Here is a 23,098-nt window from a genome sequence, read left to right on the forward strand (position 1 = left end):
CAATCCCGTCCCCACCGAGGTCAGCGGCGGCGGCGCGGTCCTCGTTCGCCCTCGTCGCCGTCATCGTCGTCCCGGTGGCGGCCCAGCAGTTCATCCGCCAGCGTCGGCAGATCGTCCAGCGGGGTCTCCTCGGCCCAGTCAGGGCGCGGCCGCTGCGGCCGGCCGTCCTCGCCGACCACGGGGAGCTCCCGCGTCCTGTCGTCGGCCGAGTCCCGGAAGATGCCCGACGGCACCCGGTCGGCCGGGTTCTCCTGGGGGCGCTGGGCCGTCGGCCGCGAAGCGGACCGGGCCCGACCGGTACCGGTACCCGAGCCGGTGCCGCCGCCCTGCGGGGCGGCCGCCGGGCGGACCGGCGGCAGCACGGCCGTCTCGTCGGCCGGGCGGACCGGCGGCAGTACCGCCGTCTCCGCTGCGGACGCCGGGTCGGCCTTCGGCATCGGGACCGTCTGGGTGACGTCGTCCGGCTGGACGACCCGCTTGACCACCGGGGTCTCGACCGTCACGGCGTCGTCCGGGTGCGGTTCCTTCGTCATGCCCACCTTGGGAGCGGGGGCGGGCGCGGGCGCAGGGGCAGGAGCAGGCGCGGGAGCCGCCGGGGCCGGAGCAGCCGCCGAAACCGCAGCCGTCTCCGCCGCGGCAGCAGCGGCGGCAGCGGCCTTCGCCGCCGCCTCAGCCGACGCGGCCTCCACCAGCCGGCGCGCCTCCTCGGCCTTCAGCAGGGCCTCCTCGGCCCGCCGCTGCTTCTCCAGCCGCCGCTCCTCGGCCTCGGCCCGCAGCCGGGCCTCCTCCTCGGCCTGCCGGCGCAGCCGCTCGGCCTCCGCCGCACGTGCCTTCTCCTCGGCCTCCGCGCGCAGCCGCTCGGCCTCGGCCCGGGCCCGGGCCTCCTCCTCGGCGCGCCGGCGCTCCTCGGCGGCCAGGCGCGCGGCCTCCGCCTCGGCCTTGATCCGTGCTTCCTCGGCCTCGCGGGCCAGCCGGGCCTCTTCCTCGGCCCGGAGCCGCGCTTCCTCCGCCTTGCGGGCCGCCTCTTCCTCGGCCTTGCGCCGTGCCTCCTCCTCGGCGAGGCGCCGGGCCTCCGCCTGGGCGGCCACCTCGGCTTCGGAGAGCGGGAGCATCCGGTCCAGGCGGTGCCGTACGACGGTGGTCACCGAGTCCGGGTCCTGGCCCGCGTCGACCACGAGGTAGCGCCCGGGGTCGGACGCGGCGAGCGTCAGGAATCCGGACCGCACCCGCTGGTGGAACTCCGCCGGCTCCGACTCCAGCCGGTCCGGCGCCTCCGTGAACCGCTCGCGCGCCGCCTCCGGCGACACGTCGAGCAGCACGGTCAGGTTCGGGACGAGCCCGTCGGTCGCCCAGCGCGAGATCCGGGCGATCTCGGTCGGGGAGAGGTCGCGGCCGGCGCCCTGGTAGGCCACCGAGGAGTCGATGTAGCGGTCCGAGATGACGACCGCGCCGCGCTCCAGGGCCGGGCGCACCACGGTGTCCACGTGTTCCGCCCGGTCGGCGGCGTACAGCAGCGCCTCGGCGCGGTTCGAGAGTCCGGCGGAGGACACGTCGAGCAGGATCGAGCGGAGCCGCTTGCCCACGGGGGTCGCCCCCGGCTCGCGGGTCACGACGACCTCGTGGCCCTTGCCCCGTATCCAAGAGGCCAGGGCCTCGACCTGGGTGGACTTGCCGGCTCCGTCGCCGCCCTCCAGGGCGATGAAGAATCCGGTGGCGGACGCGGCCTGCACCGGTTCCCCGCCGCGCAGCGCCTCGCGCAGGTCACGCCGCAGGGGTACGCCGCTGCGGTCGTCGGCCTTGGTGAGCACCACGACGGCGACCGGCAGCAGCAGGGCGCCGACGAGCATCAGGGTGAAGGCGGCGCCGCCGTGCGCGAAGACGACCTCGGCGCCGGTCAGCCGGTGCGGGCCGATCGCCGCGGCCAGGACCGGGGCGGCGACGGCGCCGATGGCCACGGCCACCCGCACGACCGCCTGGAGGTGCTCGGTGGCCCGGGCCCGGCGGAACTCCTCGGTCTCCTGGTCCAGCAGCGTGTGGCCGGCGTTGGCGGCGACGCCCGCGGAGAGGCCGGCGAGCAGCGAGAGGAACAGCACGGTCGCCATGTCCGGGACGAGGCCGGTCAGCAGCAGCGCCAGGCCGGTCACCGCTATGGCGAGGGCCAGCAGCCTGCGCCGGGACAGGCCGGGCAGCACCTTGCCGGCCTGGGTGGCGCGGATGCCGGCGGCGGTGCCGCCGACCAGCGTGAGGACGAACAGCGCGAACGCGGCAGGGCCGCCGCCCAGGTCGAAGGCGTGCAGCACGGCCACGGCGACGGCGCAGGACACCGCTCCGGCGACCGCGGCGCAGCTCAGGACCAGCAGGGGGATGGCGCCCGTACGGCCCTTGTCGGGCCGGTCGCCCGCCTTGGGGGCGCGCAGGCCCTCCAGCGGAGAGCGCGGGCGCGGGGTCGCCGCGGTGGGCAGTACCAGCGGCAGCAGCAGCGAGACCGACGCGGCGAAGAGGCCGGAGGCCACGTACGAGCCGAGGGCGGCCTGGTTGGCGGCGAACCAGTCCACGCCGAGGCCGAGCGCCTTGCCGACCAGGGTCGCGGCGAGCAGCGCGGCCGCGGCGATGGGGAGCGCCGCGAAGGCCGTACGCAGGGTCAGCCGGCGCAGCGCGTCCAGGTGGTCCGGGAGCGGCCGTACGGTCGCCCCCTCCGGCGGCGGCGCGGGCAGCAGCGCGGGCGCCGCGCTTTCCTTGGCCAGGGTCCACAGCCGCTCGGCGGCGCCGGCGACGAAGACGGTGGCCAGCAGCGCGGTGAGCGCGTGGGCCGGGATCCAGTCGAGCCAAAGCGGGGCGACGACGAAGAGCCCGAGGCGGACCCCGTCGGCCCCGATCATCGTCCAGCGGCGGTCCAGCTTGCCGCCGGAGCCCACGAGCCCGGCGAGCGGGCCGAGGAGGACCGCGCCGAAGAGCAGGGTGGCGAGGATCCGGACCCCGAAGACGGCGGCCACGGCGAGGGCCGCACCGCGGTATCCGCCGCCGAAGGCCCCTTCCGAGGCCGCGGCCTGAAGGGCCAGCAGCACCAGCACCAGCAGGGCGAGGGCATCTCCGATGCCGCTCACCAGCTGGGCGCTCCACAGCCGGCGCAGCCTGGGGGTGCGCAGCAGTGCGCGCACCGCACGCTCGCGGGAATCCGCGGCTAGGGCTTCGTCGTAGGTGGGGTTCGCCGGGGCGGTCACGACCGTTGGCTGCTCGGCTCGCGTCATCCGCCCAGCCTATCCGCTGCGCTTGGCGGGTGCGGAAGCCTGTGGACAAGGCCGGGTGTGACCCCTGACCCACCTTCCCGGGGCTCCGCCCCGGACCCGGACCCCGGGAGCGCCCGTCGGCTGGGTGCAGCGCCTGCCCCAGACTCCGTCCGGGGGGACGGACCCCAGGGGGCTCCGCCCCCGAGCCCCCGAGCCCCCGCGCCTCAAACGCCGGTGGGGCTGAAGGCAGCCCGGCAGGGCCGAAACCCCGAGAGCCCCGTGCCGGGCACGGGGCTCTCGGGGTTTCGGAGCGACTACTCGTCCGCAGGGGCCGCGGCCGCCTTCTTGGCGACCGTCTTCTTCGCCACCGTCTTCTTGGCGGTCGTCTTCTTGGCCGCCGTCGTCTTCTTCGCGGCAGCGGTCTTCGTCGCCGTCGCCTTCTTCGCCGGGGCCTTCTTGGCGGGGGCCTTCTTCGCGGTCTTCTTGGCCGGGCCCTTCGCGCGCTTCTCCGCGAGCAGCTCGTAGCCCCGCTCCGGCGTGATCGTCTCGACTTCGTCGTCCCGCCGCAGCGTCGCGTTCGTCTCGCCGTCCGTCACGTACGGCCCGAAGCGGCCGTCCTTGACGACCACCGGCTTCTCGCTCACCGGGTCCGTGCCCAGTTCCTTCAGCGGCGGCTTGGCCGCGGCGCGGCCCCGCTGCTTCGGCTGCGCGTAGATCGCGAGCGCCTCGTCCAGCGTGATCGAGAAGAGCTGGTCCTCGGTCTCCAGGGACCGCGAGTCCGTGCCCTTCTTCAGGTACGGGCCGTAGCGGCCGTTCTGGGCCGTGATCTCCACGCCCTCCGCGTCCGCGCCGACCACGCGCGGCAGCGACATCAGCTTCAGCGCGTCGTCCAGGGTCACCGTGTCCAGGAACATCGACTTGAAGAGCGAGGCCGTGCGCGGCTTGACCGCGTTCTTGCCCGTCTTCGGCGTGCCCTCGGGCAGGATCTCCGTCACGTACGGCCCGTAGCGGCCGTCCTTGGCGACGATCTGGTTGCCGCTGACCGGGTCCTTGCCGAGCTCGAACTCGCCGCTCGGCTTCGCGAACAGCTCCTCCGCGTACTCGACCGTCAGCTCGTCCGGAGCCATGTCGTCCGGTACGTCGGCCCGCTGGTGGCCCTCCGCGTCCTTCTCGCCCCGCTCCACGTACGGCCCGTAGCGGCCGACCCGCAGCACGATGCCCTCGCCGACCGGGAAGGAGGAGATCTCCCGGGCGTCGATCGCGCCCAGGTCCGTGACCAGCTCCTTCAGACCGCCGAGGTGGTCCCCGTCGGCCGGCACGACCTCGGTCGCGTCCTCCGAGCCGAAGTAGAACCGCTTCAGCCACGGCACGGACTGGGCCTCGCCCCGCGCGATGCGGTCGAGGTCGTCCTCCATCTTCGCGGTGAAGTCGTAGTCGACGAGCCGGCCGAAGTGCGTCTCCAGCAGGTTCACCACGGCGAACGACAGGAAGGACGGCACGAGCGCCGTGCCCTTCTTGAAGACGTAGCCGCGGTCGAGGATCGTGCCGATGATCGACGCGTACGTCGACGGGCGGCCGATCTCGCGCTCTTCGAGCTCCTTGACCAGCGAGGCCTCGGTGTAGCGGGCCGGCGGCTTGGTCGAGTGCCCGTCCGCCGTGATCTCCTCGGCGGCGAGCGCGTCGCCCTCCGCGACCTGCGGCAGCCGCTTCTCGCGGTCGTCGAGCTCGGCGTTCGGGTCGTCCGCGCCCTCGACGTACGCCTTCATGAAGCCGTGGAAGGTGATCGTCTTGCCGGAGGCGGTGAACTCGGCGTCGCGCCCGTCCGAGGCGCGGCCGCCGATCTTGACGGTGACGCTGTTGCCGACCGCGTCCTTCATCTGGGAGGCGACGGTCCGCTTCCAGATCAGCTCGTACAGGCGGAACTGGTCGCCGGTCAGACCCGTCTCGGCCGGCGTGCGGAAACGATCACCCGAAGGCCGGATCGCCTCGTGCGCCTCCTGCGCGTTCTTGACCTTGCCGGCGTAGACGCGCGGCTTCTCCGGCAGGTAGTCGGCCCCGTAGAGCTGCGTGACCTGCGCCCGCGCCGCCGACACCGCGGTGTCGGACAGCGTGGTGGAGTCGGTACGCATGTAGGTGATGAAGCCGTTCTCGTACAGCTTCTGCGCCACCTGCATCGTCGCCTTCGCACCGAAGCCCAGCTTGCGCGAGGCCTCCTGCTGGAGCGTCGTCGTACGGAAGGGGGCGTACGGAGAACGGCGGTACGGCTTGGACTCGACCGACCGGACGGCGAACGAGGTGTCCGCCAGCGCGGCGGCGAGCGCCCGGGCGTTCGCCTCGTCGAGGTGCAGCACCTCGCTCTTGAGCTGCCCGTTCGAGCCGAAGTCGCGGCCCTGCGCCACGCGCTTGCCGTCCACCGTGTTCAGGCGGGCGACCAGCGTCGAGGGGTCGGACGCGTCACCGGCACGCCCGGTGGAGAAGGTTCCGGTCAGGTCCCAGTACTCGGCGGAGCGGAAGGCGATGCGCTCGCGCTCCCGCTCGACGACGAGGCGGGTGGCCACGGACTGGACGCGGCCGGCCGACAGCCGCGGCATGACCTTCTTCCACAGGACCGGCGAGACCTCGTAGCCGTAGAGGCGGTCGAGGATGCGCCGGGTCTCCTGGGCGTCGACCATGCGCTGGTTCAGCTCGCGCGGGTTGGCGACGGCGTCGCGGATCGCGTCCTTGGTGATCTCGTGGAAGACCATCCGGTGGACGGGGACCTTGGGCTTGAGGACTTCCTGCAGGTGCCACGCGATGGCTTCGCCCTCGCGGTCCTCATCGGTGGCGAGGAAGAGTTCGTCGGACTCGGCCAGCAGCTCCTTGAGCTTCCTGACCTGGGCCTTCTTGTCGGCGTTGACGACGTAGATGGGCGCGAAGTCGTGCTCGACGTCCACGCCGAGACGGCGGACCTCGCCGGTGTACTTGTCGGGAACCTCGGCCGCGCCGTTCGGGAGGTCGCGGATGTGCCCGACGCTCGCCTCGACGACGTATCCCGGGCCGAGGTAGCCCTTGATCGTCTTCGCCTTGGCTGGGGACTCGACGATGACGAGTCGGCGGCCGCCCTTTGCGGTCTCGCTAGTCGGGGACAACTTGGCTCTTCTCTCCGGTCGGCACTCGGTCGCAGTACGGCGACGCTGCGGAGTGTGACGGTACAACCCGCCCCCGTGTCAAACGGCAGAAGCCCGCAACGGCCACTCGAACGGTAACCCGACAAGTGCCGTTTCTGCCGCCCGGATGCCGCGCCGGAGCGTTGCCGATCACCGGGCAGGGTGGCCGCCGGGCCGTCTGGCCCCGCTCCCGCACCCCGTCCCACGTCGGCTTTCGCGGCCCGATCGGGGCCGGACCGGGCCCTCGTACGGAACCCTCGCACTCCGGTGTCAGAGCCGGGCGAGGCACCACGCCCCGAGGGCCAGCGAGCCCCCGCCGGCGAGCAGGAGCAGGGGGACCGCCACGACGGGGCGCACGCCCTCGGCCACCGGCTCGCGGTGCAGGGCGCGCGCCCCCGTCCAGACCAGCAGAGCGGCCCCGAACAGCAGGAACACGGCCGCCGCGAAGATCGCCGGACCGCTTTCCACGCCGCTCCCCTTACCCCCGGGCCACTCTCGGGATTCCCCCCGGAACCCGCTGCGCAGGAGACTGCCAGCCCCGGGGGTACACCGGGCGAACGCCGGGTTACATCCCGGTGCCGCTACCGCGCGGGGCCCTGCGCCGGCTCCAGGAAGCCCTGCTCGACCAGCAACCGGATCGCCTCCGGAGTCCGGTCCCGCAGCACCACCGGGTCCTCCTGCACCAGCTGCGCGATCGCGTCCAGGATCCGGCCCGCGGTGAGTGAGCCGTCACACACTCCGGCGAAGCCCGCGCCGACCGTGTCGACCTTGGTGGCGCGCCGCATCCCGCGGTTCTGCCGGAGCACGACGTGCTCCGGGTCCTCCGCGCCGGGCGCGCCGACCTGCTCCTGCACGACTTCCTCGGCCAGCACGAAGTAGGCCTCCAGCAGGGCGGCGTCGTCGTGCTCCCGCAGGTAGTCCTGGCGGGCGAAGTGGGCGAGCACCGCCTCGCCGAGCGGCTGCTCCACCGTGTGCGGCCACTCCTCGACCACGATCGAGGGCTCGGCGGCGTCCGACCGGCGCAAGGTGATCCAGCCGAAGCCGACGGACCTGGTCCCGCGGGCCTCGAACTCGTCCAGCCAGTCCTCGTAGCGCCGCGCGTACTCTTCGGGTTCGGTCCGGTGGTCGCCCGCGTCACGCAGCCACAGCTCCGCGTACTGCGTCACGTCCTGCACGTCACGCTGCACGATCCAGGCGTCGCAGCCCCGCGGCACCCAGGAGCGCAGCCGGTCGCGCCAGTCCTCGCCCTCGACGTGCTGCCAGTTGCCGAGGAACTGCGCGTACCCGCCCGGGTTGAGCCGTGCTCCGGCCTCCTGGACCAGCGTCCGGCACAGGTCGTCGCCACCCATGCCGCCGTCCCGGTACGTCAGCCGGGCGCCGGGGGAGATCACGAACGGCGGGTTCGACACGATCAGGTCGTACGTCGCCTCGCCCACCGGTTCGAAGAGGGACCCGGTGAGCAGCTCGGCCTCCGGGGCGCCGGACAGGGCCAGCGTCAGACGGGTGAATTCCAGGGCCCGGGGGTTGACGTCGGTGGCGGTGACCCGGGTGGCGTGCCGGGCGGCGTGCAGTGCCTGGATGCCCGATCCGGTGCCGACGTCGAGGGCCGAGCCGACCGGGGTGCGGACGGTGATCCCGGCCAGGGTGGTGGAGGCACCGCCGACGCCGAGGACCACGCCCTCCTCGCGGCTGCCGATCCCGCCCGCCCCGCCGACGGCGCAGCCGAGGTCGGAGACGATGAACCAGTCCTCGCCGTCCGGGCCGCCGTACGGACGCACGTCGACGGTGGCGTGCACCTCATCGCCCTCCATCCGGAGCCAGCCGTCGGCCAGGGCCACGTCGACGGGCAGCGCGGCCGCGGCGTGCACGTACGCCTCGGGCTGCTGGAGGAGGAACAGCCGGACCAGGCTCGCGAGCGGGCCGTCGCCGCGGCCACGGGTGGCGCGCAGGGCGGGGACCGTCTCACTGCGGGCCAGCGCGGCGTAGGCGGGGGCGCCGAGCAGGTCGAGCAGCCCGTCGGCGGTGAAGCCGGCGGCCAGCAGGGCGCTGCGGAGTTCGGCGGCGTGGTCGGGCGTGGGAAGGCTGGTGTTACTCACGCGTCCATTGTGTCCGCTGGGGCCCGTCCTGCCGATCAGCCCGGGCCCGTACGCGCGAAAGGGCGGCCGCGGCCCCTTCCGGGACCCCGGCCGCCCTGATCGGCCGCCCTGCGTGGGCGAGCTACTTGGGCGAGCTACTTGGGCGAGGCCGACGCCGCGACCTGACAGCCCTTCTGGCCGTTGATCGCCTTGTCCAGGCCCCCCGCGTTGAGCGTGGCGAGCGCGTCCTGACCGCCCTTCGTCGCCTCCTGGAGACCGCCCGCGACCTCCTTGAGGCCGTCGGCGAACTTCGTCTGGTCCTGCGGGTCGAGGGCGTCCATCTTCGCCTTCAGGTCGGCGTAACCCTTGGCCGTCGCCTCGAAGCCCTTGGCGGCCGCTTCCTGGGTCGCCGCGCCGTCCTTGACCGGCGGAACTCCCGCCGACTGCAGGGCGGTCCCCATGGTCTTGTACGACTCCGACATGGTCGCGAACGCCGCCGAGTCCGTCTGCTTGACCTCGTCGGGCTTACTGCTCTCCGTCGCCACGCGCTTGATGTCCGCGTTGGCGGTCTCGATCTTCTTGAGTTCTGGCTGCCACTGGTCGCAGACCTTCTTGGCCCACGCGTTGGCCTTCTCGTCGCCGTCGTCCCCGCCGCAGCCGGACAGGACGAGCATCAGCACCGCACCGCCCGACAACGCGGCCGCAAGGTTCTTGTTCACCGGATTGGTCCCTTCGAAGGCTCTCGGCCCGGAAGATACACGCCTCCCATCCGGGCACGCACAAAGGCGGACAGACGGCGCGTCAGTCCGCGCTGCCTGTCCGCCCTTCGGGCGTACGGCCGGCCCTGCCCGGCCCGGCCCGTCCTGCTGCCGGGACCTCGGGTCAGGAGACCGTCGCGGGGTCGGCCTGCTGGGCCACCCGCTCGGCGGCTCCGCCCTCGGTCTCGTCGCCGACGGCGATGCCGCGGCGCTTGGAGACGTACACCGCGCCGATGATGACGGCGATCGCGAGGACCGCGACGATCGCCCGCACGGTCGGGTTGGTGTCCGGGCCGTAGCTGAACTGCACGACGGCGGGTGCGATCAGCAGCGCCACCAGGTTCATGACCTTGAGCAGCGGGTTGATCGCGGGACCGGCGGTGTCCTTGAACGGGTCGCCGACCGTGTCGCCGATGACGACCGCGGCGTGAGCCTCACTGCCCTTGCCGCCGTGGTGGCCGTCCTCGACGAGCTTCTTCGCGTTGTCCCACGCGCCACCGGAGTTGGCGAGGAAGACCGCCATCAGCGTGCCCGTGCCGATGGCGCCGGCGAGGAAGGAGCCGAGCGCGCCCACGCCGAGGGAGAAGCCGACGGCGATCGGGGTGAGGACGGCGAGCAGGCCGGGGGTGGCGAGCTCGCGCAGCGCGTCCTTGGTGCAGATGTCGACGACGCGCCCGTACTCGGGCTTCTCGGTGTAGTCCATGATCCCGGGGTGCTCGCGGAACTGGCGGCGCACCTCGTAGACCACGGCGCCCGCGGAGCGGGAGACCGCGTTGATGGCGAGGCCGGAGAACAGGAACACGACCGCCGCGCCCAGGATCAGGCCGACCAGGTTGTTGGGCTGTGCGATGTCCAGGCTGAGGTTCATCTCCCCGGCCTTGGCACCGACTTCCCTGACCGCGGTGGCGATCGCGTCGTTGTACGAGCCGAAGAGCGCGGCCGCCGCGAGCACGGCCGTGGCGATCGCGATGCCCTTGGTGATGGCCTTGGTGGTGTTGCCCACGGCGTCCAGGTCGGTCAGGACCTGCGCACCGGCGCCCTCGACGTCGCCGGACATCTCGGCGATGCCCTGGGCGTTGTCGGAGACGGGCCCGAAGGTGTCCATGGCGACGATGACGCCGACGGTGGTGAGCAGGCCGGTGCCGGCCAGGGCCACCGCGAAGAGCGCGAGCAGGATCGACGTACCGCCGAGCAGGAACGCCCCGTAGACGCCGAGGGCGATGAGCAGGGCCGTGTAGACCGCCGACTCCAGGCCGACGGAGATGCCGGCGAGGACGACGGTGGCCGCGCCGGTCAGGGAGGACTTGCCGATGTCCCGGACGGGGCGCCGGTTGGTCTCGGTGAAGTAGCCGGTCAGCTGCTGGATCAGGGCCGCGAGCACGATGCCGATGGCGACGGCGACGACGGCCAGGATGCGCGGGTCACCGGAGTGGTTGGTGATCGCCGGGTTCTCGACGCCGACCAGCTCCTTGTAGGTGGCCGGCAGATAGGCGTAGACGGCGATCGCGACCAGCGCCAGGGAGATCACGGCGGAGATGAAGAAGCCGCGGTTGATGGCGGTCATGCCGCTGCGGTCGGACCGGCGCGGGGAGACCGCGAAGATGCCGATCATGGCGGTGATCACGCCGATCGCGGGGACGATCAGCGGGAAGGCCAGGCCCAGGTCGCCGAAGGCCGCCTTGCCGAGGATGAGCGCCGCCACGAGGGTGACGGCGTAGGACTCGAAGAGGTCGGCCGCCATTCCGGCGCAGTCTCCGACGTTGTCGCCCACGTTGTCGGCGATGGTCGCGGCATTGCGCGGGTCGTCCTCCGGAATGCCCTGCTCGACCTTGCCGACCAGGTCGGCGCCGACGTCGGCGGCCTTGGTGAAGATTCCGCCGCCCACGCGCATGAACATCGCGATCAGGGCGGCGCCGAGGCCGAAGCCCTCCAGGACCTTGGGGGCGTCGGCGGCATAGACCAGCACGACGCAGGAGGCGCCGAGCAGGCCGAGTCCGACGGTGAACATGCCGACGACGCCGCCCGTGCGGAAGGCGATCTTCATCGCCTTGTGGGAGACCTCGGTCAGGTCCTTGGCGGGCTCTCCCTCGGCCGGGGTGGCCTCGCGTGCGGCGGCGGCGACGCGGACGTTGGCGCGGACCGCCAGACGCATGCCGATGTAGCCGGTGGCGGCCGAGAAGAGGGCGCCCACGAGGAAGAAGGCGGACCGCCCGCTCCGCTGCGACCAGTCGTCGGCGGGGAGCAGGAAGAGCAGGAAGAAGACCACGACGGCGAAGACGCCGAGGGTGCGCAGCTGCCGGCCGAGGTAGGCGTTGGCGCCTTCCTGGACGGCCGCGGCGATCTTCTTCATGCTGTCGGTTCCCTCGTCGGCCGCGAGGACCTGGCGGACCAGGATCTGCGCGACGACGAGTGCGGCGAGTGCCACGGCCGCAATGACGATCACGATGAGCCGATTGTCATCGGTGAGTACTGCGGATGCCAGATCTGTGGTGCGATCCGGCGCGATAGGGGTGAAGAGCCCCGTCATTCGTCCTCCTTGACGTGATGAGCTCAAGATGTGGACGGATTGTAGGGAGCTCACCCCGATCAAAACAGTGCGCAGGAAACGCAATTGGCGTGCTCTTGCTCCTCAGCAATAGATCGCGTCACTCCATTACCCTCGAAAGTGGTAATGGGGCAAAGGCATTGACGTCCGGTCATTGATCTAGGGAAATGAAAAAGGCCCTGCTCAGCAGGGCCTTGATAAAGATCGGAAGATATGAAGGGCGACGGCGCCCGGTGGACCTCAGGGAAGGTCGGAGGACCCGGAGACGGGCCAGCTCATCCGGATGGTCCCGCCCGATTCCCCACTGGTCACCTCGACGTCGTCGACGAGCCCGCTGATCACGGCGAGCCCCATCTCGTCCTCGGTGTCGGCGTCGGGGTCCAGGGCGGCCTCGAGGCCGGACACGGCATCGGCGCCGCCGGCCGGTCCCGGAACCTCGTCGCCGACCTCGATGGAGAACGTCTTGTCCTCCTCGGTCAGAACCACCCGGACGGGCGCGGTCAGGCCGTTGCTGCGATGGAGTCCGACGGCACGCGAGCAGGCCTCGCCCACGGCGAGGCGGACCTCGTCGAGGACGGCTTCCTCGACACCGGCCCGGCGCGCCACGGCGGCCGCGACCAGGCGGGCCGTCCGGACGTGTTCGGGCTGGGCGCTGAAGCGCAGTTCAACGGTGGCCATGCGCGTCCCCCTCGGACTACGGGCGTGCCTTGACAGGGGCCCGGGCCATCCATGGCCCGGTACCCCCGCTCTCCTTGCCGGCTCCCGGCCGCCCGGAGGCTGCCGGGGGCCGCCTGGAGCCGTCAGTCGGTGGCGTTGACGGCGTCTTCCACCGTGGTGTGGATCGGGAACACCTTGGTCAGACCGGTGATGCGGAAGATCTTCAGGATGCGCTCCTGATTGCACACCAGGCGCAGCGAACCCTCGTGCGCACGGACGCGCTTGAGACCTCCCACGAGCACACCAAGTCCGGTGGAGTCGAGGAAGTCCACTCGCTCCATGTCGACAACCAGGTGGTAGCTGCCGTCGTTCACCAACTCGACCAACTGCTCGCGCAGCTTGGGCGCGGTATACACATCAATCTCGCCACCGACCTCCACGACCGTACGGTCGCCGACAGTGCGAGTCGACAGGGACAGGTCCACGGATCCTCCAGCACCTTGCTATCGAGCGGCGCCCCCTAGGGGCCTCCCCACCCGAAGGTGGGCGAGGGATTGGCTGCCGCGATGGCATTCAATCACTTACCGGCAGGCGCGCACGACGCCTTCGGACCATTGTCCCGCACGCCGGTGACACACTCGGTTCCAATGGCCAATACTCACGGTCCCGGGCGGCCCAAGCCACCCGTGGACCCAAAACCCACTCCCGGCACGGTCCTGGACCGCCTGTCACGGGGGCCTTCCCGAGCTGCGCGCATCACCCATACGGAGCACTTGCCCCCTCGGGCGGGCCGTCATGCAGTCTGGCCCGATCGCATCCGAACGGATGTCGTAGCCGCGATCCAGGCCGCCGGCATCGACCATCCGTGGGAACACCAGGCCGCGGCGGCCGAGCACGCCCTGGACGGCGAGTCCGTGGTCGTGGCCACCGGCACCGCCTCGGGCAAGTCCCTGGCCTACCTCGCTCCCGTGCTCTCCGCCCTCGCGGACGGTGCCGAGGCCCCGAACGGCAGGGGCGCCACCGCCCTGTACCTGGCCCCCACCAAGGCCCTGGCGGCCGATCAGCGGCGCGCCGTACGGGAACTGGCCGCCCCGCTGGGCAACGCCGTCCGCCCCGCCGTCTACGACGGGGACACGCCCGTCGAGGAACGCGAATGGGTGCGCCAGTACGCGAACTACGTCCTGACCAACCCCGACATGCTGCACCGCGGGATCCTCCCGGCCCACCCGCGCTGGTCCTCCTTCCTGCGGGCCCTGCGCTACGTCGTGATCGACGAGTGCCACACCTACCGCGGGGTATTCGGCTCCCACGTGGCACAGGTCCTGCGTCGGCTGCGGCGGCTGTGCGCCCGCTACGGCTCCGAACCGGTCTTCCTGCTGGCCTCCGCCACGGCCAGCGATCCCGCGGCCGCCGCGTCCCGGCTGACCGGCGTACGGGTGATCGAGATCACCGACGACGCCTCCCCGCGCGGCGAGGTGGTCTTCGCCCTGTGGGAGCCGCCGCTGCTCACCGAGCTGCGGGGCGAGAAGGGTGCCCCCGTACGCCGTACGGCCACCGCGGAGACCGCCGACCTGCTGACCGACCTGGTGGTCCAGGGGGTCCGCACGGTCGCCTTCGTCCGCTCCCGCCGCGGCGCCGAACTGATCTCGGTGATCGCCCAGGAGCGGCTCGCCGAGGTGGACCGCTCACTGGCCCGGCGGGTCGCGGCCTACCGGGGCGGATACCTGCCCGAGGAGCGCCGGGCCCTGGAGCGGGCCCTGCACTCCGGCGAGCTGCTGGGACTGGCCGCCACGACCGCCCTGGAGCTGGGTGTGGACGTCTCCGGGCTGGACGCCGTACTGATCACCGGTTATCCGGGCACGAGGGCCTCCCTGTGGCAGCAGGCCGGCCGCGCCGGGCGCGCCGGCCAGGGCGCCCTGGCCGTGCTGATCGCCCGCGACGACCCGCTGGACACCTACCTCGTCCACCATCCCGAGGCGCTGTTCCGCCGTCCGGTGGAAGCCACCGTCCTGGACCCCGACAACCCGTACGTCCTCGCCCCCCACCTGTGCGCGGCGGCGGCCGAGCTGCCGCTGACGGACTCCGACCTGGACCTCTTCGGCCCGGCGACCAAGGACCTCCTCCTCCAGCTCGAAGCGGCGAAGCTGCTGCGCCGCCGTGCGACCGCCTGGCACTGGACCCGCCGGGAACGGGCCTCGGACCTGACCGACATCCGGGGCGGCGGCGGCCGCCCCGTGCAGATCGTCGAAGCCTCCACCGGCCGGCTGCTGGGCACGGTCGACGAGTCGGCCGCCCACACCGCCGTCCACGACGGGGCCGTCCACCTCCACCAGGGCCGCACCTATCTCGTGAAACACCTGGACCTGGAGGACTCGGCGGCCCTCGTGGAGGAGGCCAGCCCGCCCTTCTCCACCACCGCCCGCGACACCACCTCCATCTCCGTCCTGGAGACCGAGACCGAGATCCCGTGGGGCTCGGCCCGGCTCTGCTTCGGCTCCGTCGAGGTCACCAACCAGGTCGTCTCCTACCTGCGCCGCAAACTGATCACCGGCGAGGTCCTGGGCGAGACCAAACTCGACCTGCCGCCCCGCACCCTGCGCACCCGGGCCGTGTGGTGGACGGTGACCGAGGACCAGCTCGACGAGGCCCGGATCAACCCGGAGATCCTCGGCGGGGCCCTGCACGCCGCCGAGCACGCCTCCATCGGCATGCTGCCGCTGTTCGCCACCTGCGACCGCTGGGACATCGGCGGCGTCTCCGTGCCGCTGCATCCCGACACCCTCCTCCCCACGGTCTTCGTCTACGACGGCCACCCCGGCGGCGCCGGCTTCGCGGAGCGCGCCTTCCACACCGCCGCCGCCTGGCTGACGGCGACCCGCGACGCGATCGCCGCCTGCGAGTGCGAGGCCGGCTGCCCTTCCTGCATCCAGTCCCCCAAGTGCGGCAACGGCAACGACCCCCTCCACAAACGCGGTGCCATCCGCCTCCTCACCCGCCTCCTCTCCGAATCCCCACCGACCCCGCCCCCGGGCGCTGACCAGGGCCCTGACGGCTCCTGAGGCCCCTCCCGGCCCCTTGTGCCGGGGTCAGTGCGGCGACGCCCGAGGCGGGCCCGCACGGGCCGCGACGGCGGGGGTGAAGGGGCCCGCCGAGACCCTGGCCGTCACCTCGGCGACCTCGCCGTGCAAAAGGCACCCGGCGAGCGCGGCTCCCTGCGCCCGGGCCACCCGCAGTGCCGCGGCGCAGGCGGTCTCCGGTCCATGGGCCCAGGTGGCCGCCGCCGCGAGCGCCGCCAGATCGGCCGCCGAAGCCGCCCTGTGCCGGGCGACGACGGCCTGGCCGAGCAGCAGCACCCCGCCGAACACCACCCCCAGCACCGTGGCCACCAGCGCCGCCCAGACCGTGGCGGAACCCCGGTCCCGGCTCACGGCGGCGGCCCCACGCTGTCCTCCGCCAGGGCCACCGCCTGCGCCCCGAGCCGTACGGGCAGCCCGCCCGGCCCCGGCGCCGGCGCCGCCACCCGGACCCGCCAGAGGTCACCCACCCGCTCCAGCTCCACCCGCGCCCCCGGCGGCGCGGCCGCCCGCGCCGCCGCCACGGCCACCTCGGCCGGCTCCGACCTGGACGCCGCCCTGGCGCCGGCCCGGGCCGCGTCCACACACCTGATCTGCGCGGCCGCCGCCATCAGCGCCCACACCAGCAGCGCCGCGAACAGCACCAGCGCCGGGATCACCAGGGCCGCCTCCGCCGTCACATATCCCCGGTCCGCGATTCCCCGGCGCGCCGGGGACTTACCCTCAGAACGGCACATCGAGCGCCTTCCCGATGGTCGACTGAAGGGCCGTCGCGACGACTTCACTGGTCACCACCTTGTAGAGGACGGCGGCGAATGCGCAGGCCGCGATCGTGCCCATGGCGTATTCCGAGGTGGACATCCCCGCGTCGCTCCCGCGACCGCTCAACGCCGCCCGCACCCGAAACCAGATGATCCTCATGGCAAACCTCCTGTGGATTTCCGTTGTTGATGTATGTGGTCAATGCGACGTCAGGTGTTCGAGAGAAGTCCCGAGGCCATTCCGATCACCACCGGCGCCACCCCGATCGCGAGAAAAGCGGGGAGGAAACACAGCCCCACCGGTGCGGTGACGAGTACCGCCGCCCGCTGCGCCCTGGCTCCCGCCAGCCGCGCCCGGTCCTCCCGCAGGCCCGTCGCGAGCCGGGAGACCGGCTCCGCTGCGGGCGCCCCCGTCCGGGCGGCCCGTTCCAGGCACTCCGCGAGCGCCCGGGCACCCGGTATCTCCGCCAACCTCCCCCACCCGGCGCCCGGTTCGCCGCCGAGCCGCAGCTCCGCCCCGGCCCGTGCCAGCCGCTCGCCCACCGGGCCGCCCAGGGACTCCCCGACCACCTCCGCGGCCTCCACCGGACCCGCGCCGGCAGCCAGACACGCGGCCAACAGGTCAGCGGCGAACGGCAGCTGACGCTCCGCCTCCCTCGGATCCACCCCGGCGGACGGCCGGGCCCTCGCCTGCCACCGCCACACCCCGAGCGCGGCCAGCAAGCCGACCACCGCACCGGTCGTCCCGCCGACGAGCACCCAGCCCGCGAGCACTGCCGCGGCCGGCCCGGCCCAGGCAGCCACCACGCCGCGCGCCGCGGAGGCGAACACCGGCCTGCGAGGGCCCTGTTCGACCCCGAGCAGGGCGGTGATCCTGCGCCGGGCCGTCCGCTCCCGGACCCGTGCCACCACCACCGCCCCCGCCCAGAGGGCCGCGACGGCGAGGCACAGCACGATCCCCAGCCTGTGGACGAAGAAGCCACTCATCACCGCTCCCCCGCCCGTACGATCCGCCGGCACCACAGCAGCCCCAGCGCCTCCAGCAGCGCGCCCGCCAGCAGGCAGCCCCACCCCATCGGCGTGTGCAGCAGCACCCGCAGCGGATCCGCCCCCAGCCCGGTGCCGATCAGCAGGCCCACCAGCGGCAGCAGGGCGAGCACCAGCACCGTCGAGCGCGCCCCCGCCAACTGCGCCCGCAGCGTCTCCTGCCGGTCCCGCTCCGCCCGCAGGGCCCCCTCCAGCCGGTCCAGCCCGGCGGCCAGCCCCGCGCCGCCGTCCACCGACACCCGCCAGCAGGCGGCCATCCCGGCCAGCCCCTCCGCGCCGGGCTCCTTCGCCGCCTGGCGCAGCGCCCCCGGCACGTCCCCGCCGAACGCCGCGGCGGCCAGCACCCCCGCCTCTGCCGCACCCGGCCCGCCTGGGCCCGCAGCGGTGCGCCGCATCGCTGCCGTCAGTGCTTGCCCCGGCTGGGCTCCCGCGCGCAGCTCGCCCACCACGGCCCCGCACAGGGCCACCACTTCGGCGGCCCGCGCCGCCCGGGCCCGCTCCCGCGCCCGTGCCCGCAGCCACCGCCGCAGCAGCGGCAGCGCGGCCGCGCCCACCAGCAGCGGGATCACCGACCCACCGAGGACCGCGACCAGGAGGCCGGCTCCGACGCAGGCCCACTCCCGCCACTGCGCGGCCCGCACCCGTACGGCGATCAGCAGCCGCTCCCGGTGCAGCTGTCCGCCAGGAACCGCCGGAGCGCCCGCGGCCAGCACCACCCGGGCCCGCCGGAGCACACGGTCACCCCCGGAGAGACCCCAGGCGGCCGCCCCGGCGCACAGCACCCCGGCGAACACCGGTACCGGCAGCCCCGCCGCGGCGCTCACCGGACACCTCGCAGCAGCGGACGCAGCCGGTCCCAGCCCCGCTCCCGTACGAAGCCCCGGGCGGCCCAGCGCAGCGCCGGTACGGTGACCACCAGTCCGGCGGCGTCCCGTTCCAGCACGTGCACCTCGGCCAGCCGGCGCCGCCCTTCGCGGTCCCGGACCAGGTGGAGCACCAGGGTCAGCGCGGCGGCCAACTGGCTGTGCAGGGCGGCCCGGTCGAGCCCCGCGGCCGTCCCGAGCGCCTCCAGCCGGGCCGGGACATGGGCGGCGGCATTGGCGTGGACAGTGCCGCAGCCGCCCTCGTGGCCGGTGTTCAGGGCGGCGAGCAGATCCGCCACCTCGGCGCCCCGCACCTCGCCGACCACCAGCCGGTCGGGCCGCATCCGCAGGGCCTGCCGGACCAGGTCGGCCAGCGTGACCAGGCCCGCCCCCTCCTGATTGGCCGGCCGGGTCTCCAAGCGCACCACATGTGGATGGTCGGGGCGCAGCTCGGCCGAATCCTCGGCCAGTACGATCCGCTCGCCGGGCCCGACCAGCCCCAACAGGGCGCTGAGCAGCGTGGTCTTGCCGGTTCCGGTGCCACCGGAGACGAGGAACGACAGCCGGGCCTCGACCATGTCCCGCAGCAGCCGGTGCCCGCCGGGCGGCAGCGTCCCCGCCGCGACGAGCTCCTCCAGCGTGAACGCCCGCGGCCGCACCACCCGCAGCGAGAGACAGGCGGAGCCGACGGCCACCGGCGGCAGGACGGCATGCAGCCGGGTGCCGTCCGGCATCCGGGCGTCGACCCAGGGCCTGGCGTCGTCGAGGCGCCGCCCCGCCACGGCGGCCAGCCGCTGGGCGAGCCTGCGCACGGCCGCTGGGTCGGCGAAGGTCACCCCGGTCAGCTCCAGCCCGCCACCGCGGTCCACCCACACCCGGTCGGGGGACGCCACCAGCACATCGGTGACCTCGGGGTCGGCCAGCAGCGGCTCCAGCGGGCCAGCGCCGACCAGCTCGGACCGTAACTCGGCGGCCACACCCAGCACTTCGGCATCCCCGAGGAGCCGGCCCTGGGCTCGCAGGGCCGCCGCCACCCGCGCCGGGGTCGGTTCCGCCCCGCTCTCGGCGAGCCGCCGGCGCACCGCGTCCAGGAGTACCGCGCTCATGCCGGCACCCCCTGGGACGGACCGAGCGCCCGCTGCCAGAAGCCGTCGCAGAAGCGGGCCAGTGCGCCCCGTCCCTGTGCCCCCGGTGGTTCTCCCTCGGCCACGCGCCCGGGCAGTCCCACCTCGACCGGCACCTCGCCGGCCAGCGGCGCCCCCAGAAGTCCCGCCACGGCCTCCGGGTCCAGACCGCCCGGGCAGCGGCCCCGTACGACGACGCGCACGTCCCGGGCCGCCATCCGCACCCCGGCCGCCACCCGGCCCGCGGCGGCCACCGACCGCAGTTCGCCCGGCACCACCATCAGCACCAGGTCGAGCTGGGCCAGCACTTCGGCCACGGCTTCGTCCACCCGCCGAGGGAGGTCGACGACCACGACCCCGCCCCGGCGGCGCGCGGCGGCCACCACCGACCGCATCGCGGCGGGCGGCACCACCACCCGGTCCCCGCGGTCCCAGCTGAGCACCCGCAGGGCGTGCAGCTCGGGCAGGGACTCTTCCAGCGCTCCGGCGCCGACCCGCCCCCGCGACGCCGCGAAGTCCGGCCAGCGCAGCCCTTCGGCGCTCTCGCCGCCGAGCAGCACGTCCATGCCCCCGCCCAGCGGATCGCCGTCGATGAGGATGGTCCGCTCCCCGGCGCGGGCTGCCCGGACGGCGAGCGCGCAGGCGAGGGTGGAGGCTCCGGCCCCGCCGGCGCCTCCGATCACCCCGACGGCGAGTGCGGGCCGCCCGGCCCCCTCCACGACGTCGGCGATGCGGTCGACGAGCAGGCTCTCGGCGTCGGGAAGGCGAAGCACCTCCTCGGCGCCGATCTCCACGGCGCGCTGCCACACGAGGGGGTCGTCCAGGTCCCGGCCGACCAGGAACACCCCGGTCCTGCGCGGGGCCCCTCGCACACGCCTCGCGGCGTCGTCCCCGATGAGCACGAGCGGCGCGGAATCCCATCCAACGCCCCCGGCGCTCCCGTTACTTGCGCCGGACACTCCGCCCGCATCGCGCTGCTCGGGCACCGCGTGGTGCACATGCGGCTCGGCACCCGCGGCGGCGCACAGCCTCAGCAGATCGTCGAGGAGCACGGGATCCTCGGTGATGATCAGCGGCCGCCCGCCGCCGGGCGCGGCCCCGGCCCCTGCTGCGGCCCCTGCTCCCGCGCCCGCCACCACGGGCTCCGGCGTTTCACACGACTTCGATCGAGCCACGATCTCCGCCCCCTTCTCACTGCAAATCCAGCACCGCGGACTTCGCGGCTGGAATCACCGTGCAGCGATCAGGAAAAACAAGTGGATCTTGCTCGATAACTGTGGACAACCCAACGATTGTGAATAACCCGGTCACCCTCACAGGTGAGTTCCGGAGCGCGGCGGAACCACTACGCACCGTCACGAGTCTGAGGGGGTGAGGGCCTTCGCCGCGTCGGCCCCGCACGAGAGGAGGGCCGGAGGGATGGTCACTTGGGGGCGAAGGCAGGGACGCGAACCGCGTCCGGACATGCGACGACCCCCGCCGGGGGGGAGAGCGGGGGTCGTCCCCACGGTCCGACTCGGGGGGGGAGGAGCCAGACCGGGTTAGCACGGTCGCGAACGATCCGTGACTTCCATGGTGTACCCGAGAGCCCTCTCAGGCAAACCCACGCGCCACACCTTACGCCGAATGGTGGGCGCATATGCTCGAGGCGTGGAAAATCAGCCCTTGCCGCACTCCTCGCCTCGCACCGCAGCCTTCTTCGACCTGGACAAGACGGTCATTGCGAAGTCGAGCACCCTGACGTTCAGCAAGTCCTTCTACCAAGGCGGCCTGATCAACCGGCGAGCCGTGTTGCGCACCGCATACACGCAGTTCATCTTCCTGGCCGGCGGCGCCGACCACGATCAGATGGAACGGATGCGGGAGTACCTGTCCGGCCTCTGCAAGGGGTGGAACGTGCAGCAGGTGCGGGAGATCGTCGCGGAGACCCTGCACGACCTCATCGACCCGATCATCTACGACGAGGCCGCCTCACTGATCGAGGCCCACCACACGGCCGGCCGCGACGTGGTGATCGTTTCGACCTCCGGCGCGGAAGTCGTCGAGCCCATCGGGGAGATGCTCGGCGCGGACCGGGTCGTCGCCACGCGCATGGTCGTGGGCGAGGACGGCTGCTTCACCGGCGAGATCGAGTACTACGCCTACGGGCCCACCAAGGCGGAAGCGGTGCGCGAGCTCGCGGAGTCCGAGGGGTACGACCTCGCCCGGTGCTACGCCTACAGCGACTCGGCCACCGACATCCCGATGCTGGAGGCCGTGGGACACCCGCACGCGGTCAATCCCGACCGCGCCCTGCGGCGGGAAGCGGTGGCCCGCGAGTGGCCGGTCCTCGTGTTCAACCGGCCCGTGCGGCTCAAGCAGCGGCTCCCCGGGCTCTCGATGCCGGCGCGCCCGGCCCTCGTCGCAGCGGCCGCCGTGGGCGCGGCAGCCGCCACGGCCGGGCTGGTCTGGTACGCGAGCCGCCGCCGGGCCAATGCGCTGGCCGCGGCCGCGTCTGGCTGATTGTCCTGACCTGCGCGGATACGGGCTGTCCGGTTCACCCGATCTCGTCCCGGAAAGTAAAAAGTGGAGCCAGGGGTTTCGCATGGCACCGAAGCGGAGTACAAATAAAGCAACGGCCCGCGAGACCAAAGAACATCCGAGAGGATCATCTTTAAAACGCAGTAAGGCCCACGGACCGAAGCATGAACGCCGAGCACCCACGCGACGTCGACCCGTCGATTACGGGCCAGCCGCACCAGGTAACGGGCAAAGTTCCCGACCTGATGGGCAACTATCGAGGACGCTTGGTAACTGGGCGTGAATGCCAGCGGCGACACCAAAGCAGTACGGTGTCGCCGCAACCCATGTCCGGGGAAGGTCCGAGCCCCCGGCCGCCCGCTTCCGGCCCCTCCTTCCGGCCGGCCCCGGGTCAGGCCGCGCCGCGCTGCAGGGCCTCGCAGACCGCCGTCGACTCGCGCACCCCGAGCTCGATCGCCCGCCCGCAGTGGGCGATCCAGGCGGACATTCCCTCCGCAGTGCCGGAGACATAGCCCTCGAAAGCGGCCAGGTACGCTTCGCGCCCCTGCTCCGCGTGGCCGGCCTCCGCCGGACAGATCGCCTTCGGGTCCAGACCGCTGTTGATCAGGACGATGCGCTCGGCCGCCCGCGCGACCAGCCCGTTGTACGAGGCGAAGGGGCGCAGGGCCAGCAGTTCGCCGTGCACCACCGCCGCCGTGACCAGGGCCGGGGCGGATCCGCCCGCGATGATCAGGCGGGACAGACCGTCCAGCCGGCCCACGACCTCCTCGGCGCTCGGCAGCGGGAGGTCCACCAAGGGCTCCACCACCTGCTCGCCCGCCAGGCGGGGACGGCCGACCACGTCCCCCTCCGCCGTCGATCCCGATGCCACCAGGTGCAGCCGCGCGAGGACCCGTAGCGGCGACTGGCGCCAGATGCTCAGCAGCTGCCCGGCCTCCGCGGTGAGCCGCAGGGCCGCGCCCACCGTCAGGGCTTCCGGCTCCGACCCGAAGTCGGTGCGGCGGCGCACCTCCTCCAGCGCCCAGTCCGCACCGGACAGCGCCGCGCTCCCGCGGGCGCCGCGAAGTGCGGCCTCCGAGGTGATCTCACCGCTGCGGCGGCGCATCACCCGGTGCCCGTAGACGCGGTCCACGGCCTTGCGTACGGAATCCACGGACTCGGCGACACCCGGAAGCCCGGTCAGGGCGACCAACGGGTCAGAAGCGCTACTCATAAGTAGGGAGCCTACGCACTGCGCACCCGTAGCACCGACCCCTCCTTGGAGTGGTCTTCTTCACTCACCTTGACAACACCGCGCTACC

At 73.1% G+C, this 23,098-nt stretch carries 18 protein-coding genes; 2 read left to right on the forward strand and 16 right to left on the reverse strand.

Annotation, left to right across the window (positions count from 1 at the left end):
- Positions 1-20 precede the first annotated feature (20 nt).
- The 8 genes from tmk to bldG all read right to left on the reverse strand — a co-directional run bounded on the left by tmk (position 21) and on the right by bldG (position 12,893).
- Positions 21-3,248 carry a dTMP kinase gene (gene tmk / locus RIU97_RS18310; protein WP_404958076.1) on the reverse strand — a complete coding sequence of 1,076 codons (3,228 nt, stop codon included), beginning with the start codon at positions 3,246-3,248 and terminating at the stop codon, positions 21-23.
- A gap of 293 nt (positions 3,249-3,541) precedes the next feature.
- On the reverse strand, positions 3,542-6,355 hold the full coding sequence (gene topA, locus RIU97_RS18315) for a type I DNA topoisomerase (protein WP_404958078.1): 2,814 nt from the start codon (positions 6,353-6,355) through the stop codon (positions 3,542-3,544).
- Between the two features lie 288 nt (positions 6,356-6,643).
- Positions 6,644-6,841 carry a hypothetical protein gene (locus RIU97_RS18320; RefSeq protein ID WP_404958080.1) on the reverse strand — a complete coding sequence of 66 codons (198 nt, stop codon included), beginning with the start codon at positions 6,839-6,841 and terminating at the stop codon, positions 6,644-6,646.
- Positions 6,842-6,954: 113 nt separating this feature from the next.
- Entirely contained in the window at positions 6,955-8,469 is a 1,515-nt protein-coding gene (locus RIU97_RS18325; RefSeq protein WP_404958082.1) for a methyltransferase, read from the reverse strand.
- Positions 8,470-8,603: 134 nt separating this feature from the next.
- Positions 8,604-9,167 (reverse strand): small secreted protein, encoded by a 564-nt coding sequence (locus RIU97_RS18330; protein WP_404958084.1) that lies wholly within the window; start codon positions 9,165-9,167, stop codon positions 8,604-8,606.
- Positions 9,168-9,330: 163 nt separating this feature from the next.
- Positions 9,331-11,733, reverse strand: a complete 2,403-nt coding sequence (locus RIU97_RS18335; protein WP_404958086.1) for a sodium-translocating pyrophosphatase — start codon at positions 11,731-11,733, stop codon at positions 9,331-9,333.
- Between the two features lie 258 nt (positions 11,734-11,991).
- The gene (locus RIU97_RS18340) at positions 11,992-12,429 is read right to left on the reverse strand and encodes an ATP-binding protein (protein ID WP_404958088.1); all 438 of its coding nucleotides are present in this window, start codon (positions 12,427-12,429) and stop codon (positions 11,992-11,994) included.
- Positions 12,430-12,551: 122 nt separating this feature from the next.
- On the reverse strand, positions 12,552-12,893 hold the full coding sequence (gene bldG, locus RIU97_RS18345) for an anti-sigma factor antagonist BldG (RefSeq protein WP_008743037.1): 342 nt from the start codon (positions 12,891-12,893) through the stop codon (positions 12,552-12,554).
- An 81-nt stretch (positions 12,894-12,974) separates the two neighbouring features.
- On the opposite strand from bldG, the gene RIU97_RS18350 reads away from it, so the two are divergent.
- Positions 12,975-15,467, forward strand: coding sequence for a DEAD/DEAH box helicase (locus RIU97_RS18350; RefSeq protein WP_404958091.1), 2,493 nt, complete (start codon positions 12,975-12,977; stop codon positions 15,465-15,467).
- 27 nt (positions 15,468-15,494) lie between these two features.
- Here RIU97_RS18350 and RIU97_RS18355 read toward each other — a convergent pair whose 3' ends face one another.
- Genes RIU97_RS18355 through ssd form a run of 7 tightly spaced genes read right to left on the reverse strand, consistent with a single transcriptional unit; the run spans position 15,495 to position 20,413 of the window.
- Positions 15,495-15,836 carry an Rv3654c family TadE-like protein gene (locus tag RIU97_RS18355; protein ID WP_404958093.1) on the reverse strand — a complete coding sequence of 114 codons (342 nt, stop codon included), beginning with the start codon at positions 15,834-15,836 and terminating at the stop codon, positions 15,495-15,497.
- Positions 15,833-16,219 (reverse strand): TadE family type IV pilus minor pilin, encoded by a 387-nt coding sequence (locus tag RIU97_RS18360; RefSeq protein ID WP_404958095.1) that lies wholly within the window; start codon positions 16,217-16,219, stop codon positions 15,833-15,835. Before RIU97_RS18360 ends, RIU97_RS18355 begins: the two co-directional genes overlap by 4 nt.
- Positions 16,206-16,403, reverse strand: a complete 198-nt coding sequence (locus RIU97_RS18365; protein WP_404958097.1) for a DUF4244 domain-containing protein — start codon at positions 16,401-16,403, stop codon at positions 16,206-16,208. Before RIU97_RS18365 ends, RIU97_RS18360 begins: the two co-directional genes overlap by 14 nt.
- Positions 16,404-16,453: 50 nt before the next feature.
- The gene (locus tag RIU97_RS18370; RefSeq protein ID WP_404958099.1) at positions 16,454-17,230 is read right to left on the reverse strand and encodes a type II secretion system F family protein; all 777 of its coding nucleotides are present in this window, start codon (positions 17,228-17,230) and stop codon (positions 16,454-16,456) included.
- A complete protein-coding gene (locus RIU97_RS18375) occupies positions 17,230-18,114 on the reverse strand; it encodes a type II secretion system F family protein (RefSeq protein WP_404958101.1) in 885 nt (294 codons plus the stop codon). Before RIU97_RS18375 ends, RIU97_RS18370 begins: the two co-directional genes overlap by 1 nt.
- A complete protein-coding gene (locus tag RIU97_RS18380) occupies positions 18,111-19,259 on the reverse strand; it encodes a TadA family conjugal transfer-associated ATPase (protein WP_404958103.1) in 1,149 nt (382 codons plus the stop codon). The genes RIU97_RS18375 and RIU97_RS18380 overlap by 4 nt, the downstream gene beginning before the upstream one ends.
- Positions 19,256-20,413: a septum site-determining protein Ssd gene (ssd, locus tag RIU97_RS18385; protein ID WP_404962873.1), complete on the reverse strand. Its 1,158-nt coding sequence runs from the start codon at positions 20,411-20,413 to the stop codon at positions 19,256-19,258. The genes RIU97_RS18380 and ssd overlap by 4 nt, the downstream gene beginning before the upstream one ends.
- 490 nt (positions 20,414-20,903) lie before the next feature.
- Between ssd and RIU97_RS18390 the strand changes: the two genes are divergently transcribed.
- On the forward strand, positions 20,904-21,779 hold the full coding sequence (locus tag RIU97_RS18390) for an HAD family hydrolase (RefSeq protein ID WP_404958106.1): 876 nt from the start codon (positions 20,904-20,906) through the stop codon (positions 21,777-21,779).
- 409 nt (positions 21,780-22,188) lie between these two features.
- Here the strand turns inward: RIU97_RS18390 and RIU97_RS18395 are convergent, their stop codons facing one another.
- Complete coding sequence (locus tag RIU97_RS18395) at positions 22,189-23,010, reverse strand: oxidoreductase (protein ID WP_404958108.1); 822 nt, start codon at positions 23,008-23,010, stop codon at positions 22,189-22,191.
- Positions 23,011-23,098: the final 88 nt, after the last annotated feature.

This window comes from Streptomyces sp. 147326 (assembly GCF_045000215.1).
Lineage (GTDB): Bacteria > Actinomycetota > Actinomycetes > Streptomycetales > Streptomycetaceae > Streptomyces.

What these genes read in the sequence shown, in the direction of transcription:
- tmk (WP_404958076.1), bottom strand. Translation starts at nt 3,248, where the DNA reads ATGACGCGAGCCGAGCAGCCAACGGTCGTGACCGCCCCGGCGAACCCC.
- RIU97_RS18370 (WP_404958099.1), bottom strand. Translation starts at nt 17,230, where the DNA reads ATGAGTGGCTTCTTCGTCCACAGGCTGGGGATCGTGCTGTGCCTCGCC.
- RIU97_RS18340 (WP_404958088.1), bottom strand. Translation starts at nt 12,429, where the DNA reads ATGGCCACCGTTGAACTGCGCTTCAGCGCCCAGCCCGAACACGTCCGG.
- RIU97_RS18335 (WP_404958086.1), bottom strand. Translation starts at nt 11,733, where the DNA reads ATGACGGGGCTCTTCACCCCTATCGCGCCGGATCGCACCACAGATCTG.
- RIU97_RS18395 (WP_404958108.1), bottom strand. Translation starts at nt 23,010, where the DNA reads ATGAGTAGCGCTTCTGACCCGTTGGTCGCCCTGACCGGGCTTCCGGGT.
- RIU97_RS18360 (WP_404958095.1), bottom strand. Translation starts at nt 16,219, where the DNA reads ATGTGCCGTTCTGAGGGTAAGTCCCCGGCGCGCCGGGGAATCGCGGAC.
- RIU97_RS18390 (WP_404958106.1), top strand. Translation starts at nt 20,904, where the DNA reads ATGGTGGGCGCATATGCTCGAGGCGTGGAAAATCAGCCCTTGCCGCAC.
- RIU97_RS18365 (WP_404958097.1), bottom strand. Translation starts at nt 16,403, where the DNA reads ATGAGGATCATCTGGTTTCGGGTGCGGGCGGCGTTGAGCGGTCGCGGG.
- RIU97_RS18380 (WP_404958103.1), bottom strand. Translation starts at nt 19,259, where the DNA reads ATGAGCGCGGTACTCCTGGACGCGGTGCGCCGGCGGCTCGCCGAGAGC.
- RIU97_RS18350 (WP_404958091.1), top strand. Translation starts at nt 12,975, where the DNA reads ATGGCATTCAATCACTTACCGGCAGGCGCGCACGACGCCTTCGGACCA.